We start from the raw sequence: 17610 nt of genomic DNA on the forward strand, positions 1-17610 counted from the left end.
CCGATGGTGTCGATCAAGCAGTTCCAGGTCACCTTCGACTGCGCGGAACCGGAGCGCCTCGCTCTTTTCTGGTGCGAGGTGCTGGGGTACGTCGTGCCGCCGCCCCCGGAGGGGTTCACTTCCTGGGACGAATTCAACCGGTCGCTGCCGCCCGAGGTCCAGGGTTCGCGGTACGCCTGCGTCGATCCCTCCGGCGTGGGGCCGCGACTGTTCTTCCAGCGCGTCCCCGAGGGCAAGGTCGTCAAGAACCGGGTGCATCTGTGCGTGCGGGTCGGCACCGGGCTCGTCGGTGAAGAGCGGCTGGCCGCGCTCGAAGCCGAGTGCGCGCGTCTGGTCCCGCTGGGGGCGGTACGCCAGCGACTGCTGTACGACGGCCATGATTCCTGCATCGTGATGCAGGACATCGAGGGCAACGAGTTCTGCCTGGACTGAGGGGTCCGCGAAGGCGACGAGCCGTACGACGGCAGGCGGCGCCACGGCGGCCCGGGCACACGAACAATGGATTCGACGGCCGCCGCCGGCACGGGGTGGACTGTGCGCATGACGACACATCAGGAATCGCTGCTGCCGGGCACCCGGCGCGCGCTGCTGCACCGGATCGCCGTCGCGCAGGCCGAGGGACGGACCCCGTCGCTGGTGGCCGCCGTCGTACGGGACGGGCGGGCCGTGTGGCACGGGGCGCGGACCTCGGTGGACGGGCACGGGCCGGACGAGACGGTGCAGTACCGGATCGGGTCCATCACCAAGACCTTCACCGCCGTGCTGGTGCTGCGGCTGCGCGACGAGGGCCTGCTCGACCTCGGTGATCCGCTGGAGAAGCATCTGCCGGGCACCGGGGTGGGGGAGGTGACCATCGCGGAGCTGCTCGCCCACACGGCGGGGCTGGCGGCCGAATCGCCCGCCCCCTGGTGGGAGCGGACCCCCGGCTCGCTGCGGCCCGAGCTGAGCGATGTGCTCGGCGAGCAGCCCCTGCTGCATCCCGCCGGACGGCGGCACCACTACTCCAATCCGGGCTACGCCCTGCTCGGCGCCCTGGTGGAAGAGGTGCGCGGCGCCCCGTGGGAGGAGGTGCTGCGCGAGGAGGTCCTGGAGCCTCTCGGCCTGCACCGGACGAGTACGCGACCGCAGGCGCCGCACGCGGGCGGCTGGGCCGTGCACCCGTGGGCCGACGCGCTGCTGCCCGAGCCGCTGGAGGACCTGGGCCGGATGGCGCCGGCCGGTCAGCTCTGGTCCACCACCGGGGACCTGGCGCGGTTCGCCGCGTTCCTGGCCCGGGGAGACGACCGGGTGCTGGGCGCGGGGTCGGTGGCGGAGATGAGGACGCCCTCGGCACCGGCCGAGAGCGCGGACGTGGTGGACGGGGTCACGTACGGTCTCGGGCTGCAGATCCAGCACCGGGGCGGCCGCCTGCTCGTCGGGCACTCCGGTTCGCTACCGGGCTTTCTGGCGAGCCTCACCATCAGCGTCGCGGACGACGTCGCCGCGGTGGTGCTCACCAACTGCACCAGCGGTCCGCTGCCGGGTGCCGTGGCGGCGGACCTGGTGCGGATCGTCGCCGAGGCGGAACCTCGCATCCCCGAGCCCTGGCGGCCGCTGCGCGAGGTCGATCCGGCGGTGCTGGAGCTGGTGGGGCAGTGGTACTGGGGCACGCACGCCTTCGGCCTGCGTGCGACCGCCGACGGGCTGCTCCTCCTGGCGCCGCTGACCGGGGGAGGCCGCAGGGCCCGCTTCCGCGCGAACGGGGACGGTACCTGGACGGGGCTGGAGGGCTACTACGCCGGTGAACTGCTGCGGCCCGTGCGGCGCCCGGACGGGGCCGTGAGCCATCTCGACCTCGGCTCGTTTGTGTTCACTCGGCAGCCGTACGACCCCGAGGCCGCGGTGCCCGGAGGCGTGGACGCACAGGGGTGGCGGGGCATCGGCTGATCCCGGGCCGACCAGGGGTGCGTTTCACGTGAAACACACCCTTTGGCCGTCGCGGCACCTTGGAGCACGGTCAGAGCCGCAGTTTGAAGCCCTCGTGCGAGGCCGTGAAGCCCAGCCGCTCGTAGAAGCGGTGGGCGTCGGTTCGGGTCTTGTCGGACGTCAGCTGCACCATCCGGCAGCCGAGATGCCGGGAGGTGTCGATCGCCCACTCGATCAGCTTGCTGCCGAGCCCACTGCCCCGTTCGTCGGCGTGGATGCGTACGGCCTCGATGAGCGCGCGGGTGGCGCCCTGGTGCGAGAGACCGGGGATGATCGTGAGTTGCAGGGTGCCGATGACACGGTCTTCGCGCACGGCGACGACGAGGTGCTGATTCGGGTCGTCGGCGAGGCGTGCCAGCGCGGTCCGGTAGGGCGTCAGGTCGTCCGGTGACTCGCGCTGGGCCCCGAGCGGATCATCGGCGAGCATCGCGACGATCGCCGGAAGATCGTCGGCGGTCGCGGCTCGTATCTCAAGATCTCCCATGCGCGCACCCTATGCGGGCATGCTGAGCGATTCCACCACCCGTACCAGCGGCGCCAGTTCGGCGTGCTTCGCGGCGTCGTCCAGAGCCTCGCGCAGGGCGGCGTCATTGGTGGGCCGCGCTTCTTCCAGCAGGCGCAGGCCCGCCGGGGTGACGTTGGTGTAGATGCCTCGGCGGTCGGTGGGGCAGAGGTAGCGCTCCAGCAGGCCGCGGTCCTCCAGCCGGCTCACCAGGCGGGTGGTGGCGCTCTGGCTGAGTACGACCGCGTCGGCGACCTGCTTCATCTGCAGATGGCCGCCTTCGCCGGCGTGCTGCCTGCTGAGCACGTCCAGCAGTGAGTACTCGCGCACGCTCAGATCGTGCTTGGTCTGCAGGGCGCGCTCGATGTGCGCCTCGATCCTTCCGTGCAGCGCAGAAAGGGCGCACCAGCCCTGGGCGAGGGCGGTGAGCGCGGGGTCCGTCGCTGTCATTGGCGTTTCCTCCGTCCGGAGCGGCTCCCACAAGAGTAGAGCACGGGCGCAATAGTCGGCGCTTGCATTTAGCCAGCGTCTGCAACTATTGTGGACGCAAGCTAAGCGCTCTTGCAATCTTTTGGGAAGGTGTACCCCACATGCCTCTCGCGCTTCTGGCCCTCGCGATCGGGGCCTTCGGAATCGGAACGACCGAGTTCGTGATCATGGGGCTGCTGCCCGAGGTCGCGAGCGACTTCGGGGTCTCCATCCCCACGGCGGGCCTGCTCGTGACCGGCTACGCCCTCGGCGTGGTCATCGGTGCCCCGATCATGACCGTGCTCGGCACCAAGGTCCCGCGCAAGCGCATGCTGATGCTGCTGATGGGCCTCTTCATCGCCGGCAACCTGCTCTCCGCGGTGGCCCCGGCCTTCGCGATCATGCTCATCGGACGGGTGATCGCCTCTCTCGCCCACGGCGCCTTCTTCGGCATCGGCTCGGTCGTCGCGGCGGAGCTGGTCGCACCGGACAAGAAGGCGGGAGCCATCGCCATGATGTTCACCGGCCTGACCGTCGCCAACGTCGTCGGCGTGCCGCTGGGCACGCTCATCGGGCAGAACGTCGGCTGGCGCGTCACCTTCGGCATCGTCGCCGCGCTCGGCGTCGTCGGCCTCGCCGGTATCGCCAAGCTCGTTCCCGAGCTGCCCCGCCCGCAGGGCGTGCGGCTGCGCCACGAACTGGCCGCCTTCAAGAACGCCCAGGTGCTGCTCGCCATGGCGATGACCGTCCTCGGCTTCGGCGGTGTCTTCGCGGCCATCACCTACATCGCGCCGATGATGACCCACATCGCCGGCTTCTCCGACGGATCGGTCACCTGGCTGCTGGTCCTGTTCGGCCTCGGCATGGTCGGCGGCAACCTCGTCGGCGGCAAGTTCGCCGACCGCGCCCTGATGCCGATGCTGTACATCTCCCTGGGCGCCCTGGCCGTCGTTCTGGCGCTCTTCACGCTCACCGCCCACAACAAGATCGCGGCGGCGGTGACCATCGCGCTGATCGGCGCCCTGGGCTTCGCCACCGTGCCGCCGCTGCAGAAGCGCGTCCTCGACCAGGCGCACGGCGCCCCGACGCTCGCGTCCGCCGTGAACATCGGCGCCTTCAACCTGGGCAACGCCCTGTCCGCCTGGCTCGGCGGTGTCGTGATCGCGGCCGGCTTCGGCTACACGTCCCCCAACTGGGTCGGTGCCGTCCTCGCCGCTGCCGCGCTGCTCCTCGCCTTCCTCTCGGCCGCCCTGGAGCGCCGGGACGGTACGCACGGCACCGTGGTCGCCTCCGGGACGCCGGCCGAGCGCCGGGCCGCCGTCCACCACTGAGCCGCCCGCACTCCGGACGCCTCACTTCACGCAATCCCACAGACGTCCGTACCGGGCCTGCGTCCCGGTACGGCGAGCACCGACCCCAAGCACCATCCAAGGAGACAGCTCCATGAGCACCACCGCCGTCGCCCCGCTCACCATCGAGGACGCCGAGCTGCTCGTCGCCACGGCCCGCCGGGCGGCAGAGGAAGCCGGAGTCACCGTCAGCGTCACCGTCCTGGACGCGGGCGGCCACCTGCTCGCCTTCCGCCGGGACGACCGGGCCGTGCTGATCTCCGGTGAGACCAGCACCCGCAAGGCGTACACGGCCCTCCAGCTGAACGCGCCCACCGCCGGCCTCGTCGACGCCGTCCAGCCCGGCGGCCTCTTCCACACCCTGCCCACCGCTCTCGACCGGCCCCTGCTGTTCATCGCGGGCGGTGTCCCCGTCCACCGGGACGGCCGGCTGATCGGCGCCATCGGTGTCGGCGGCGGTGCGCCGGAGCAGGACCACGGGTTCGCCACCGCGGCCGTGGAGGCGCTCGTCTGACCCGGTAGCCGACCGCGTGACACCGGCTCCGCCGCCCCGAGCGGCGGGGCCGGCGCACGTCCGTGCGCGGGTCAGCCCGCGGCGACGGTCAGGGGCGCGAACCGCCGGGTCCAGTCCCCCGGCAGGTCCGGGATGCCGTAGGTCATCACCGCGTTGAAGGCCACCGAGGCCATCCCCCGCTCCTTCGCCCAGGCCAGCAGCTCCTCGTGGCGCACGTCGATGTCGGTGCGCAGCGGGCGCTCGGTACGGGCCGCCAGCGAGGCGATGAGCGCCTTGGCGGTCTCCGTGTCCCGGGCGATCAGCGGGCCGACGACATGGGTGTCCATGTTGGGCCACGCGGCGGTGTAGCCGATGAGCCGGCCAGCCTCCTCGGCGACCCGCAACTGATCGGCGAAGGCGGGCAACCGAGTGATGAGAGGCGTGCGATCGGCGCCGAACACCTCCTCGTCGAGGCGCACGATCGCCGGGAGGTCCTCCGCGGTGGCGGCACGCGTGACGACCGCGGACTCCCGGCCGCCGGGAGTGAAGCGGCCCCTCAGCATCTCGGCCCGGCCCGTCACCTTGAAGCCCAACTCCTCGTAGAGGGGCCGGCCGTAGGGGGTGGCGTGCAGGGTCAGCGGGGTGGTCCCCATGACGGAGACGATGTGCCGCATCAAATGGCGGCCGACCCCTTGACGGGCGTGGCGCTCGGCCACCAGGACCATGCCGATGGCGCCGAGATCCGGCCGCCCCCACCCGCCGTACTCCGTGACGACGCACGCGGCGACCAGACCGCCCTCGGGGTCGTCGATGCCGTATCCCTTCCCGGCGGTGAGGAGGAAGCCCCACTTGTGTTCCTCACGTGGCCACCCCCGGTCTTCGGACAGGTCGGCGCAGGCGGTGAGATCGCGAAGCGTCAGACGGCGGATGGGCAGATGGGCGAGGGAAGGAGTTGGCACGCAGGTCAGGCTGTCCGAACGGCGCCCCCGCCGTCCACCTGTTTCGATGCAGACGCACATGCTTTTGGCCATCTCATGGCCATCCGTACAACCATCGGACAGCTGTGCGGTGTTTCACGTGAAACATCGCGCGGCCTCACTAGCCTCGGCGTCATGACCAGACTTCACCTGTTCGACATGGACGGGACGTTGCTGCACGGGACCACCGCTCCGCTGGAGATATCGCGCCAGTTGGGCCTGGAGAGCGAGACGGTGGCCTTGGAGCGGGCGATCGCGGACGGGCGGATCGGACCGCCGGAGTATGCCGCGCAGGTGTACGACCTGTGGGCGGGCCTGACCGACGCGCATGTGCGGGCCGCGTTCGAGGCGGCTCCCTGGCTGGCCCGGATCCGCGAGGTGTGGGCGCAGATCAGGAACGCGGGCGAATACTGCGCGGTGGTGTCCCTCTCGCCCTCCTTCTTCGTCGAACGCCTCCTGGACTGGGGCGCCCACGCGGCCCATGGCTCGCGTTTCCCGGCCGTACCGTTCACCGAGCCCGTCGATCCGACCGGAGTGCTCAACGCCGCCGCCAAGGTGGTCATCGCGGAACGGCTCTGCGCGGAATTCGGCGTGACCCGCGCGGACTGCGTGGCGTACGGCGACTCGGCGTCGGACAAGGAGCTGTTCGCCGCCGTGCCGGTGTCCGTGGCGGTCAACGCCGACTCCCACGTGTCCGGCCTCGCCACCCACTCCTATTCGGGCCTGGACCTGTGGGAAGCCTATGAACTGGTAGGACCGGCACAGTAGTCCCAAGGGACGCTCTCCGGCGCCCGCAGCCGCGCTCCCGTCCACCGACCCCGCTCACCCGAGGTCGGGGGCGTGCATGGCCCGCACTCCCTCGATGTTGCCGTCCAGGTAGTGGCGCAGGGACAGGGGGACAAGGTGGACGGAGGCGATGCCGACGCGGGTGAACGGGACGCGGACGATCTCGTACTCACCGGCCGGCTCCTCCACCTCGGGGCCGTGCCGCAGGGCCGGGTCCATGGACTCCAGCCGGCAGACGAAGAAGTGCTGCACCTTCACGCCGGTCGCGCCGCCGTCCTCACCGATGTGCTCCACCGTGTCCACGAAACACGGCACCACATCGGTGATCTTGGCGCCGAGCTCCTCGTAGACCTCCCGGTGCAGGGCGTCCACGACGGTCGAGTCCCCGGGCTCGACCCCGCCACCGGGAGTGACCCAGTAGGGATCGACGCCGGGCTTGGTGCGCTTGATCAGGATCAGGTCGTCACCGTCCAGGAGAACGGCACGGGCGGTGCGCTTGACCACGGGTCGGACGGTCATGGGAGAAATGTGGCCCCGCTGGTTCCACGTGAAACATCGCAAAGCGCCACGAGCCGACCGCTGTGCGTGCACCCCGCCCGGGCGGCCTCAGCACCAGGCCGTGGCTGCACGCTGGAGCCACCCGTGGGCCCGCGCGACATGCGGCAGGGCGAGTGTCCCGGTGCGTACCACCAGGAAGTACGTGCGCAACGGCGCCACCACCGGGTCGAGCAGGGTGACGACCGTGCCCTGCTCCAGCGCATGCGCGCACAGATAGCGGGGCAGCACCGCCAGCCCGGCCCCGGCGCTCGCACAGGAGAGCACCGCCCGCAGATCCGGGACGATCACCGTGCCCGTGGCGGCCGGGGCGCAGTCGAACACGGAAGCCCAGTAGCGCGAGACGAACGGCAGCGACTCGTGGACGTCGATCACGGGCAGGTCTTCCAGGGCCGCCGCGCCCTTCAGTCGTACGGTGTCCGCACCGACCCGCTCCGCCCAGCGCGGGGCCGCGACCAGCACATGCTCCTCGTCACACAGCGGAGTGGCGGTCAGCAGGGCCCCGCGCGGCCGGGTCGTGCTGATGGCCAGGTCGTGCCGGCCGCAGGCCAGCCCCTCCAGCGTCTCCTCCGGCGTGCCGAAGGAGACGCGCAACGCGAAGCCCTGCCCGTCCTCGCCGGTCAGCCCGGTGAGGGCGGGCAGCGCACGCTCGGTCGTGAACTCCGGAGGGCCGGCCAGGTACAGCGTCCGGGGCGAGGAGTCGTCGTCCAGCCCGCATTCCGCTATCTCCACCAGGGCGTCGAGATGCGGCGCGACCCGGTGGGCGAGTTCGTCACCGATGGTCGTCGGGGTCACTCCCCGCGCCTGGCGGAGGAAGAGCGGCCTGCCGAGCTGGCGCTCCAGCGTGCGGATCTGCGAGGTGACGGCCGGCTGGGAGAGGCCGAGCAGAGCGGCGGCGCGGGTGAAGGAACCAGCCCTGTGCACGGTGACGAAGGTCCGGAGCAAGGCCAGATCCATGGCGTGCCCTCCCTGTCCCTGCCCTCCTCGCCCTTCCGCCGGCCGCCAGGCAGGCACCAACTATAAATATGTCGATACGTCCCTGTCGCTACCGTGATTGGACACTGACGCAGAGTCAACTAGCCTTGTCCGGGCGGTCTTTCACCCAGGCCGCAGACGGTCCGAGCCACGAGGGGGGGGAGGCTCGGACCGTCCGGGAACCGGCGGCCGGCCACCGCGGAAGGGGCTACTCGGCTGACTCGTCCAGGGCGCGCAGGATGTCGGCCACCAGGTCCTCCGGGTCCTCCGCGCCGACGGACATCCGGATGAAGCCCTCCGGCACGTCGTCCCCGCCCCAGCGGCGGCGGCGCTCGGCCGTGGACCGCACCCCGCCGAAGCTCGTCGCGTCCTCCACCAGGCGCAGGGCCGAGAGAAAACGCTCGGCACGCGCGCGCGTGGGCAGCGTGAAGGACACGACACACCCGTAGCGGCGCATCTGCCGTGCCGCGACCGGGTGCGAGGGGTCGTCGGACAGACCCGGGTAGCGCAGACCGGAGACCTCGGGCCGCTGCCGCAGTGCCTCGGCGACCGCCAGGGCGGTGGCGTTCTGCCGGTCGACGCGCAGCTGGAGGGTGGCGATGGACCGGTGCGCGAGCCAGGCCTCCATGGGCCCGGAGATCGCGCCGACGATCTTGCGCCAGCGGCGCACGGCGGCCATCGCCTCGGCGTCGCGGCCGGCCACGTAGCCCAGCAGGACATCACCGTGCCCGGTGAGCTGCTTGGTGCCGCTGGCCACGGAGAAGTCGGCGCCCAGCTCCAGCGGGCGCTGCCCGAGCGGGGTGGCGAGGGTGTTGTCCACGGCGACCAGCGCGCCACGCGCGTGTGCCGCATCGGCCAGCCGCCGGATGTCGCAGACGTCGAGCCCGGGGTTCGACGGGGTCTCGATCCACAGCAGCCGCGCCCCGTCCAGCAGCTCCAGCTGGGCGTCGCCGCCGGTCGGCGCGGTGCGCACCTCGATGCCGTAGGCCTCCAGCTGGGCGCGGACCAGCGGCAGCACCTGGTAGCCGTCGGAGGGCAGCACGACCGCGTCACCGGCGCGCAGCTGCGAGAACAGCACGGAGGAGATCGCCGCCATGCCGGAGGCGAACACCAGCGTCTCGACGTCCTCCCGCCCCGGCGCCTCCAGCTCGCCTATGGCCCGCTCCAGCAGGGTCCAGGTCGGATTGTCGTCCCGGCCGTACGAGTACGGTCCCGTCACCTCGCCGGGCAGGTGGAAGTGCGCCGCGAACACCGGGCCGGGCAGGGTCGGCTCGTGCTTGACCGGCTCGGGCAGTCCCGCCCGTACCGCGCGCGTGCCGTCGCCCGTGCGGCCCTCGTCCTTCGTGCCCTCGCTCATGCGGCCCGTCCTTCCAGTTCGTCCTGTACGGCGGCGAGCAGCCCGGTGCTCGCCGCCTCCACCATCTCAAGGCACTCCTCGAAGCCTTCCCGGCCCCCGTAGTACGGGTCGGGCACGTCGAGGTCGGGGCCGGCGGCGGGGTCGTAGGACCGCAGCAGGCGGATCTTGCGGGCGTCCTCCTCGGTGGGCGCGAGACGGCGCAGGGCCCGGAGGTGGCCGGTGTCGAGGGCTATCACGAGGTCGAGCCGGGCGAACCACGACGGCAGGAACTGGCGGGCCGTGTGCTCGCTGCCGTAGCCGTGTTCCTCCAGGACCGAGACGGTGCGCGGGTCGGCCGGCTCCCCTTCGTGCCAGCCGCCGGTGCCGGCGCTGTCGACCACCACCAGATCCTCCAGACCGGCCTCCGCCACGCGCGCGTGGAAGACGGATTCGGCCATCGGGGAGCGGCAGATGTTGCCGGTGCACACGAAACAGACGCGGTAGGTCATGGGGCGCTCAGTCCTCGTCGGGCAGGACGACATGCAGCGCCCAGGAGACGACGGAGACGATCAGGCCGCCGAGCACGGCCGTCCAGAAGCCCTCCACATGGAAGCTGAGGTCGAGCTTGCCGCACACCCAGGAGGTCAGCAGCAGCATCAGCGCGTTCACGACCAGGGTGATCAGCCCGAGGGTCAGGATGAACAACGGGAAGGTGAGTACCTTCACGATCGGCTTGACCAGCCAGTTGACCAGGCCGAAGATCAACGCGACGGCGATCAGCGTGCCGGCCTTCTTGGCGGTGCCGTCACCGGTCAGGGTGATCTTGTCGAGCGCCCATACCGCGACCGCCAGGGCGCCCGCGTTGGCGATCGTCTTGACTAGGAAATTCCTCATGTGTCCGATCGTGGCAGACCGGGCGGAACCCGGCCGGGCGGTGGCGGGCGGAGCGCGAGGAGCAGGACAACGGCGAGCAGTGAAGCGAGGACGGCAGCTGCGATGAAGGCATTCCGACTGGATGACCTGGAGGCGGAACGCGCCGCCAACGAGGGCGCCTACCTGCAGTTCCTGCGCGAGCGGAACATGTCGGTCGGCCTCTACGCCCTCGACGCGGGCGACCACGACCCGCAGAAGCCGCACCACCAGGACGAGGTGTACTTCGTGGTCAGCGGCCGGGCCTCGCTCACGGTCGGCCTGGAGACGACGCAGGTGGCGCGGGGCAGCGTCGTGTACGTGCCCGCCGGGGTCCCGCACAAGTTCCACCACATCAGCGAGGACCTCAGGGTGCTCGTCGTGTTCTCTCCGCCCGAGGCGTGAGCCGGGAACCCCGCGTTCCCTAGGGGACGGATCAGGGCAGGACAAGGGATGCCGGGCCCCCGACCAGGGCCTTCGCGGCCCTAGCATCGAGTGCGTACGACAGACAACGCACGAGAGCGCAAAGGACGAGGCGATGCGAGAGATCTTCGCGGGGCTGCCGTGGTGGGTGAAGTGGGTCGCGGTGCCGGTCATCGCCCTGGTCGTGTTCGGCGGCCTGATAGCGAGCGTGGTCGGGTTCGTGATCGGCCTGCTGTTCAAGGTGCTGGTCTTCGTCGCCCTGGTCGGCGGCCTGATCTACATCGTGCGGAAGTTCACCGGCAACTCCTCCTCGCGCAGCGGGTGGTGAGGCACCCGGTCATCGGTCAGCGGTGACGGGGGCGGTTCCCTCGGGGGAGGGAAGTTTCGGTCCGGAGCGGTTCCGGCGCGGTGGCGGACGGTTAAAGTCCGGAACCCCCCACCGGCTCCGGCTCCGTGGGCGGCGCCAACCCCCGTGCACCTCCTCTCGCACGGGCTCCCCCTCGCGCTTCGGGAGTGACCTCCTTGGCCATCGTCGACACCGCACCCGCGGCACCCCCCGCACCCGCCGTCGCACCGCGCCCCTGCGCACCCCCTCTCCAGCGACCGCCGACCCCGCTCGTCCCCGGCCAGGGGTCCGCGTCCAGGGCGGACAGCCCCGGCCCGGCGCCCGCCGCGGACGACTGCGGGCCACCGTCCTCCGCCGGCCGGCCGGCACCGCGGCCCACGACCGCGCCCGCCGCCACGCTCATCGGCTCGGTCCAGCGCGCCATGCGCCTGCTGGAGACCGTCGCCTCGCACCCCTACGGTGCCCCCGCGAAACAACTCGCCCGCGAGACCGGGCTCGCCCTGCCCACCACCTACCACCTGCTGCGCACACTGGTGCACGAGGGCTATCTGTACCGGGACAAGGGGCTGTTCTTCCTCGGTGACGCCGCGGAACGCCTGGCCCGCGGCGGGGCACAGCAGAAACGTCGCAGCATGGTGGCGGACACGCTCGCGCACTGGCGCGATTCCATCGGGGTGCCGGTCTACTACGCGATCTACCGGGACGGTGAGATCGAGGTCATGTGCGTCTCCGCCTCCCGGCAGGCACCGGCGGTCGAGGAATGGGCGGACTTCCGCGAGACCGGCCATGCTCACGCCATCGGGCAGTGTCTGCTCTCCCAGCTGGACGAGGAGGCGCGGCGCGACCATCTCGCGCGCTACCCCGTCCGCCCCCTCACGCCGTACACCGTGCGGGACGACGACGCGCTGCTACGGCGGCTGGCCCGGACCCGCCGGATGGAACCGACGGTGGAGCGCCAGGAGTACGCCGTCGGGACGGTCTGCGCGGCGGTCCCCATCACGGTCGGCGCCACCGCGGCCACGATGGCCATCTCGCTCCCCGCCCACCAGGCCGACCGGCTGCTGCCCGCCGCCCGCCGGCTGCAGACGGAGATCGGGCGTCACCTGGGGTCGCTCACACTCTCTATCAGTATCTGAAAACTCACTCCTTGTAATCCACTGTGTACTTTCAGCAAGATTTGAGCACGGTCAGAGGGATCGATCCCGGCCAGTCGACGTCATATGACGGGGTAGTCAATGCGCGAGTCCGTACAGGCAGAAGTCATGATGAGCTTTCTCGTGTCGGAGGAGCTCTCCTTCCGCATCCCGGTGGAGTTGCGCTACGAGACCAGTGATCCCTATGCCGTGCGGCTCACCTTTCATCTGCCCGGTGACGCGCCGGTGACCTGGGCCTTCGGGCGCGAGCTGCTGGTCGACGGGGTCGGCCGTCCGTGCGGGGAGGGAGACGTGCGCATCTCCCCCGCCGATTCCGAGGTGCTGGGCGAGGTGCTGATCCGCCTTCAGGTCGGCGGCGACCACGCCGTCTTCCGCTCGTCGGCACCCCCGCTCGTGGCCTTCCTCGACCGCACGGACAAGTTGGTGCCGCTCGGCCAGGAGGGCGCCCTGGCCGATTTCGACGCGCATCTGGACGAGGCCCTGGACCGCATCCTGGCCGAGGAGCAGAGCGCCGGCTGAGGCGTTACGGCAAGGGGGCGCCCCGCCGGTCTCGCGCGGTGTGCCGCAGGAACGCTTCTGCACGCCGGGTGCCGGTTCCGGCGACGCTCATCGCCGGAGCCGGAGCCGGAGCCGGGACCGTCGGCGCTCACCGCTTCCGGCGCCGGCCCCGGCCGCCGCGCGCCGGCGCGGGCCGGGCCTCGGCGGATGCCCCGGCCACCCCGGCGCCCGGGGCGGTGCGGTCGGCCGACACCACCAGCGCGGCCAGCGCCGTGGTGACCGGGACCGAGGCGACCAGACCGATGGAGCCCACCAGTGTGCGCACGATCTCCTCGGCCACCAGCTCGCTGTTGGCCACGGTCCCGACGCTGCTCTGCGCGATCGAGAACAGCAGCAGCAATGGCAGCGCGGCACCGGCGTAGGCGAGCACCAGGGTGTTGACCACGGACGCGATGTGGTCACGGCCGATCCGGATGCCCGCCCGGTACAACCCGCGCCAGCCCATCGACGGGTTGGCCTCGTGCAGCTCCCAGACGGCCGAGGTCTGGGTGACCGTCACATCGTCCAGGACGCCGAGCGAACCGATGATGACCCCGGCCAGCAGCAGACCGCTCATGTCGATCGACGGATACAGGCCGTGAATCAGACCGGTGTTGTCGTCCGTGTTGCCGGTCAGCGCGGCCCAGCCGATGAACAGCGAGCCGAGCACACCGATCAGCCCCAGCGATATCAGCGTGCCGAGTACCGCCACCGAGGTACGGGCCGACAGTCCGTGACACAGGTACAGGGCGATCAGCATGATGGCGCTCGACCCGACCACGGCCACCAGCAACGGGTTCGAGCCCTCGAGGATCGCCGGCAGGATGAACAGCGTCAGCACCAGGAAGCTGACGGCCAGTGCGACCAGCGCCATGACACCGCGCAGCCGGCCCACCAGCACCACGGCCACCGCGAACACCCCCGCCAGCAGCGTCATGGGGAACTTCCGGTTCACATCGGTCACCGCGTACTGCAGGTCCTTCGGTGCCGAGGGCTCGTAGGCGACGACGACCTTCTCGTCCTGGTGGAGCTGGCGCGACTGGTCCGGCTGCACGATCTCGGTGAAGGTACGGCCCTTGTCCTTGCCGGTGTCGACCCGGATGGTGGCCTTCTTGCAGGTGCCATCGGCCTGCTGCTGCGCCGAACTGCCCTCGGCCGTGGAGGTGTCCCCGGTCGGGGGCACGCCGGAGGCGTTCGCCGACGCACAGCTCAGCTCCACGACGCGGGTGACCGTGGCCTGCTGGGTCTGCCGGTCGAAGCCGACGCCGGTGCGCTTGTGGGCCGGGGCCTGTCCGGGCCAGAGCACCACGAGGCCGACCAGGACCGCCGCGGTGAAGGGGACCAGGACCGCCGCGATGACCTTGCGCAGGTGCTGGGATACGGGAGCGGCGGGGCCGTGGCTGTGGCTGTGGCCGTGCGCGTGTCCGTGCCCGGAAGCGGCTCCATGGGCGGTCTCGGCGGCCTCGTGACCGTGCCCGGTGCCCTGTTCCGCGCCTTCTCGGCGGTGCGGCTCGGGCGGCTGGTAGGGGTACTGCTCCATGCTGGTCACCGCCCGATCATCCCAAGAACGCAGGGGGGCCCACTGTTCACCGCGCCCTACATGGCGCTAGCGTGGAGGCACCTTTGCACACGCGGGAGCTCGGAGCACCGGGCTGAGAGGGCGCTGACCTCCGTGGATGCGATGTTTCACGTGGAACGAGCGATGTTCCGCAGGAAACGTCGGCCGACGGAAACCGCTGCGTCGACCGCCGAACCTGTTACCGGGTAATGCCGGCGTAGGGAGTAGGTCTCATGACCAACAAGGACGCACGCACGCCTGCCTCCGCCCAGGACGAGAAGTCCACGGAGGCCGGGAAGTCCATCGGCTGGCACAAGGCGTATGTCGAGGGCTCGCGCCCCGACCTCCGGGTGCCGGTCCGTCAGGTGCATCTCACCAACGGGCAGTCGGTCACGCTGTACGACACATCCGGCCCGTACACCGATCCACTCGTCGAAACGGACGTCCGCAGGGGCCTGCCGCCGCTGCGGGAGAACTGGATCATCGCCCGCGGCGACACCGAGGAGTACGCGGGCCGGCCCGTCCGTCCCGAGGACGACGGGATCAAGCACACCTCGCCGCGCGGCGGGCTGCGCAACCTGGACGCGGTCTTTCCCGGCCGCCCGCGCCAGCCGCGGCGGGGGCGCGCCGGTCAGGCGGTGACGCAGCTCGCGTACGCCCGCCGGGGCGAGATCACCCCGGAGATGGAGTTCGTGGCGCTCCGGGAGAACGTGTCGCCCGAGGTGGTCCGCGAGGAGATCGCTGCGGGCCGAGCCGTGCTGCCGGCCAACGTCAACCACCCGGAGATCGAGCCGATGATCATCGGCAAGCGGTTCCTGGTGAAGGTGAACGCCAACATCGGCAACTCGGCGGTGACATCCTCCATCGAGGAGGAGGTCGAGAAGATGACCTGGGCGACCCGCTGGGGCGCCGACACGGTCATGGACCTGTCCACCGGCCGCAACATCCACACCACCCGCGAGTGGGTGCTGCGCAACTCCCCCGTTCCCATCGGCACGGTGCCGCTCTACCAGGCGCTGGAGAAGGTCGACGGCAGGGCCGAGGAACTGACCTGGGAGATCTACAAGGACACCGTCATCGAGCAGGCCGAGCAGGGCGTGGACTACATGACGGTCCACGCGGGCGTCCGGCTGCCGTACGTTCCGCTCACCGCCAACCGCAAGACCGGCATCGTCTCGCGCGGCGGCTCCATCATGGCCGCGTGGTGCCTGGCGCACCACAAGGAATCGTTCCTGTACGAGAACTTCGAGGAACTGTGCGAGATCCTCGCCGCCTACGACGTCACGTACTCGCTGGGTGACGGCCTGCGGCCCGGTTCCATCGCCGACGCCAACGACGAGGCGCAGTTCGCGGAGCTGCGGACGCTCGGGGAACTCAACCGGATCGCCAGGCGTTTCGGTGTACAGACCATGATCGAGGGCCCCGGGCACGTCCCGATGCACAAGATCAAGGAGAACATCGACCTTCAGCAGGAGATCTGTGATGAGGCTCCGTTCTATACGCTCGGCCCGCTGACCACGGACGTCGCTCCGGCGTACGACCACATCACCTCCGGCATCGGCGCCGCGATGATCGCCTGGTGGGGCACGGCGATGCTCTGCTACGTCACGCCCAAGGAGCACCTGGGCCTGCCCAACCGGGACGACGTCAAGACCGGCGTCATCACCTACAAGATCGCCGCACACGCGGCGGACCTCGCCAAGGGGCATCCCGGGGCGCAGGAGTGGGACGACGCGCTGTCCGACGCCCGTTTCGAGTTCCGGTGGGAGGACCAGTTCAACCTCGCGCTGGACCCCGACACGGCACGGGAGTTCCACGACGAGACCCTGCCGGCCGAGCCCGCCAAGACGGCCCACTTCTGTTCCATGTGCGGTCCGAAGTTCTGCAGCATGAAGATCTCGCAGGACATCCGGCGGGAGCACGGAGGCAGCCGGGCCGAGATCGAGGCGGGCATGGCCCAGAAGTCGCAGGAGTTCGCGGCGGCCGGCAACCGGGTGTACCTGCCCATCGCCGACTGAACCGGCCCACGGTGAGCGCACCGCGCCGGCTCAGCCGTGCGCGGTGCGCGATGACGGGGGATTGCCGGACGTCGCCCTCCGGACTGTCCGCACGCGGTCCGGAGGAGGGCTGACCGGGGAACGCTCAGTCGTCCAGCGGGAGTTGCTGTACCAGCAGCTTTCCGGCCATGGTCACTCCGCCGTCCATGGCGATGGCGAGCCCGTCGGCGTACACGTGCGGTCCCTCGACGACCGGGCCGGTGCTCTCCTCGCCGTCCTCGGAGCCGACCTCGCCCAGGAGGTAGGGGATGGGGCTGTGCCCGTGAACGACGCGGGTGCCGCCGTACGTGTCGAGGAGGGTGCGCACGGCGTCGGCGCCGCCCTCGTCCCTGAAGGAGAAGCGCTTGGTGAACTTGCGGAACAGGTCCCAGACCTCGTCGGCGTCGTTACGGGTCAGGGTCTCGCGGACGGTGTCGTTGACCGCCTCGATGGAGTCGCCGTAGTCGAGGTAGGCGGTGGTGTCGGAGTGGACGAGCAGATAGCCGTCGACCACCTCCACGGCATCCAGGCGGGCCATCCACTGCAGATGGTGGTCCTGGAGGCGGTCCATGTCGGTCTTCTGGCCGCCGTTGAGCAGCCAGGCCGCCTGGAAGGTGGCGGTTCCCGCGCCGGAGTTGACGGGGGTGTCGCCGAACCGCTTGGCGCCGAGCAGCAGCAGTTCGTGGTTGCCCATGAGGGCCTTGCAGTAGCCGCCTGCCGCGGCGGCCTCGGCGGACAGCCGCATGACCAGGTCGATGACGCCGATGCCGTCCGGGCCGCGGTCGGTGAAGTCGCCGAGGAACCACAGCCGGGTGGTACCGGCGCACCACTGGCCCGAGGCGTCGATCAGGCCCTGCTCCTGCAGGGCGGCCACCAGCTCGTCCAGGTAGCCGTGCACGTCACCGACGACGTAGAGCGGCCCGGGCCCGGTCGCGGGCTGCGGGGCCGGCGGAGCGGGGACCGGCTCGACGGGGAGCTGAAGGGTGTCACCGCGGTTGATGACCGGCAGGTCGCGCTGGGTGGGGGTGTAGCCCTCGGGGTACGCCTCGTCGCCGGCCGGGACGGCGTTGCCGGGGTGGGCGCCACCGGGGTACGGACCGGTCTCGTGCACGTATGCGGGTACCCGGAAGTCGCGCAGCGTCGCCGTCCGCTCCGCCTCGGGTCCCTGACCGGCCCCCTGAGTCATCAGACCCCTCCACCATCGCGCCGCATCTGCACCGCTTCGGACTGCCTGGTCGCAG

20 protein-coding genes are annotated in these 17610 nt (G+C 70.8%); 10 read left to right on the forward strand and 10 right to left on the reverse strand.

Annotated elements, in window-relative coordinates; all coding sequences use genetic code 11:
• Positions 1–3: 3 nt before the first annotated feature.
• Positions 4–432 carry a VOC family protein gene (locus ACSURM_RS18880; protein ID WP_436956499.1) on the forward strand — a complete coding sequence of 143 codons (429 nt, stop codon included), beginning with the start codon at positions 4–6 and terminating at the stop codon, positions 430–432.
• Positions 433–540: 108 nt separating this feature from the next.
• Positions 541–1926, forward strand: a complete 1386-nt coding sequence (locus ACSURM_RS18885; RefSeq protein WP_436956500.1) for a serine hydrolase domain-containing protein — start codon at positions 541–543, stop codon at positions 1924–1926.
• A gap of 70 nt (positions 1927–1996) precedes the next feature.
• On the opposite strand, the gene ACSURM_RS18890 is transcribed toward ACSURM_RS18885, so the two are convergent.
• Both ACSURM_RS18890 and ACSURM_RS18895 read right to left on the reverse strand, forming a co-directional pair.
• A complete protein-coding gene (locus ACSURM_RS18890) occupies positions 1997–2449 on the reverse strand; it encodes an N-acetyltransferase family protein (protein ID WP_436956502.1) in 453 nt (150 codons plus the stop codon).
• Positions 2450–2458: 9 nt separating this feature from the next.
• Positions 2459–2917 (reverse strand): MarR family winged helix-turn-helix transcriptional regulator, encoded by a 459-nt coding sequence (locus ACSURM_RS18895; protein ID WP_359041268.1) that lies wholly within the window; start codon positions 2915–2917, stop codon positions 2459–2461.
• Positions 2918–3057: 140 nt separating this feature from the next.
• On the opposite strand from ACSURM_RS18895, the gene ACSURM_RS18900 reads away from it, so the two are divergent.
• Both ACSURM_RS18900 and ACSURM_RS18905 read left to right on the forward strand, forming a co-directional pair.
• Complete coding sequence (locus ACSURM_RS18900) at positions 3058–4266, forward strand: MFS transporter (protein WP_436956504.1); 1209 nt, start codon at positions 3058–3060, stop codon at positions 4264–4266.
• A gap of 112 nt (positions 4267–4378) precedes the next feature.
• Positions 4379–4798 (forward strand): GlcG/HbpS family heme-binding protein, encoded by a 420-nt coding sequence (locus ACSURM_RS18905; protein ID WP_436956506.1) that lies wholly within the window; start codon positions 4379–4381, stop codon positions 4796–4798.
• Positions 4799–4869: 71 nt separating this feature from the next.
• Here the strand turns inward: ACSURM_RS18905 and ACSURM_RS18910 are convergent, their stop codons facing one another.
• Positions 4870–5736: a GNAT family N-acetyltransferase gene (locus ACSURM_RS18910; protein ID WP_436956508.1), complete on the reverse strand. Its 867-nt coding sequence runs from the start codon at positions 5734–5736 to the stop codon at positions 4870–4872.
• Positions 5737–5889: 153 nt separating this feature from the next.
• Here ACSURM_RS18910 and ACSURM_RS18915 point away from each other — a divergent pair, with 153 nt between their 5' ends.
• Positions 5890–6522 (forward strand): HAD family hydrolase, encoded by a 633-nt coding sequence (locus ACSURM_RS18915; protein WP_436956509.1) that lies wholly within the window; start codon positions 5890–5892, stop codon positions 6520–6522.
• 54 nt (positions 6523–6576) lie between these two features.
• Here ACSURM_RS18915 and ACSURM_RS18920 read toward each other — a convergent pair whose 3' ends face one another.
• From ACSURM_RS18920 to ACSURM_RS18940, 5 genes are all read right to left on the reverse strand, one after another.
• Complete coding sequence (locus tag ACSURM_RS18920) at positions 6577–7059, reverse strand: NUDIX domain-containing protein (RefSeq protein WP_184967877.1); 483 nt, start codon at positions 7057–7059, stop codon at positions 6577–6579.
• 87 nt (positions 7060–7146) lie between these two features.
• Complete coding sequence (locus ACSURM_RS18925) at positions 7147–8052, reverse strand: LysR family transcriptional regulator (protein WP_436956511.1); 906 nt, start codon at positions 8050–8052, stop codon at positions 7147–7149.
• A 226-nt stretch (positions 8053–8278) separates the two neighbouring features.
• Entirely contained in the window at positions 8279–9427 is a 1149-nt protein-coding gene (locus ACSURM_RS18930; RefSeq protein WP_436956513.1) for a cystathionine gamma-lyase, read from the reverse strand.
• Positions 9424–9915, reverse strand: coding sequence for a low molecular weight protein-tyrosine-phosphatase (locus ACSURM_RS18935; RefSeq protein WP_436956514.1), 492 nt, complete (start codon positions 9913–9915; stop codon positions 9424–9426). Before ACSURM_RS18935 ends, ACSURM_RS18930 begins: the two co-directional genes overlap by 4 nt.
• Positions 9916–9922: 7 nt before the next feature.
• Positions 9923–10300 carry a phage holin family protein gene (locus tag ACSURM_RS18940; protein WP_289966020.1) on the reverse strand — a complete coding sequence of 126 codons (378 nt, stop codon included), beginning with the start codon at positions 10298–10300 and terminating at the stop codon, positions 9923–9925.
• Between the two features lie 102 nt (positions 10301–10402).
• Here ACSURM_RS18940 and ACSURM_RS18945 point away from each other — a divergent pair, with 102 nt between their 5' ends.
• The 4 genes from ACSURM_RS18945 (at position 10403) to ACSURM_RS18960 (ending at position 12757) form a co-directional block, all read left to right on the forward strand.
• Complete coding sequence (locus ACSURM_RS18945) at positions 10403–10720, forward strand: cupin domain-containing protein (RefSeq protein ID WP_362187332.1); 318 nt, start codon at positions 10403–10405, stop codon at positions 10718–10720.
• Between the two features lie 133 nt (positions 10721–10853).
• On the forward strand, positions 10854–11066 hold the full coding sequence (locus ACSURM_RS18950; RefSeq protein WP_189994868.1) for a DUF5326 family protein: 213 nt from the start codon (positions 10854–10856) through the stop codon (positions 11064–11066).
• Positions 11067–11485: 419 nt separating this feature from the next.
• A complete protein-coding gene (locus ACSURM_RS18955; RefSeq protein WP_436961136.1) occupies positions 11486–12220 on the forward strand; it encodes an IclR family transcriptional regulator in 735 nt (244 codons plus the stop codon).
• A 99-nt stretch (positions 12221–12319) separates the two neighbouring features.
• Entirely contained in the window at positions 12320–12757 is a 438-nt protein-coding gene (locus ACSURM_RS18960) for an SsgA family sporulation/cell division regulator (protein ID WP_189994866.1), read from the forward strand.
• Positions 12758–12884: 127 nt separating this feature from the next.
• Here the strand turns inward: ACSURM_RS18960 and ACSURM_RS18965 are convergent, their stop codons facing one another.
• Positions 12885–14315, reverse strand: a complete 1431-nt coding sequence (locus ACSURM_RS18965) for a YibE/F family protein (protein ID WP_436961137.1) — start codon at positions 14313–14315, stop codon at positions 12885–12887.
• Positions 14316–14566: 251 nt separating this feature from the next.
• Between ACSURM_RS18965 and thiC the strand changes: the two genes are divergently transcribed.
• A complete protein-coding gene (thiC, locus tag ACSURM_RS18970) occupies positions 14567–16351 on the forward strand; it encodes a phosphomethylpyrimidine synthase ThiC (RefSeq protein WP_436956516.1) in 1785 nt (594 codons plus the stop codon).
• Between the two features lie 124 nt (positions 16352–16475).
• Here thiC and ACSURM_RS18975 read toward each other — a convergent pair whose 3' ends face one another.
• Entirely contained in the window at positions 16476–17555 is a 1080-nt protein-coding gene (locus ACSURM_RS18975; protein ID WP_436956518.1) for a metallophosphoesterase, read from the reverse strand.
• Positions 17556–17610: the final 55 nt, after the last annotated feature.

This window comes from Streptomyces sp. SudanB182_2057 (assembly GCF_964272715.1).
GTDB lineage: Bacteria > Actinomycetota > Actinomycetes > Streptomycetales > Streptomycetaceae > Streptomyces > Streptomyces rubradiris.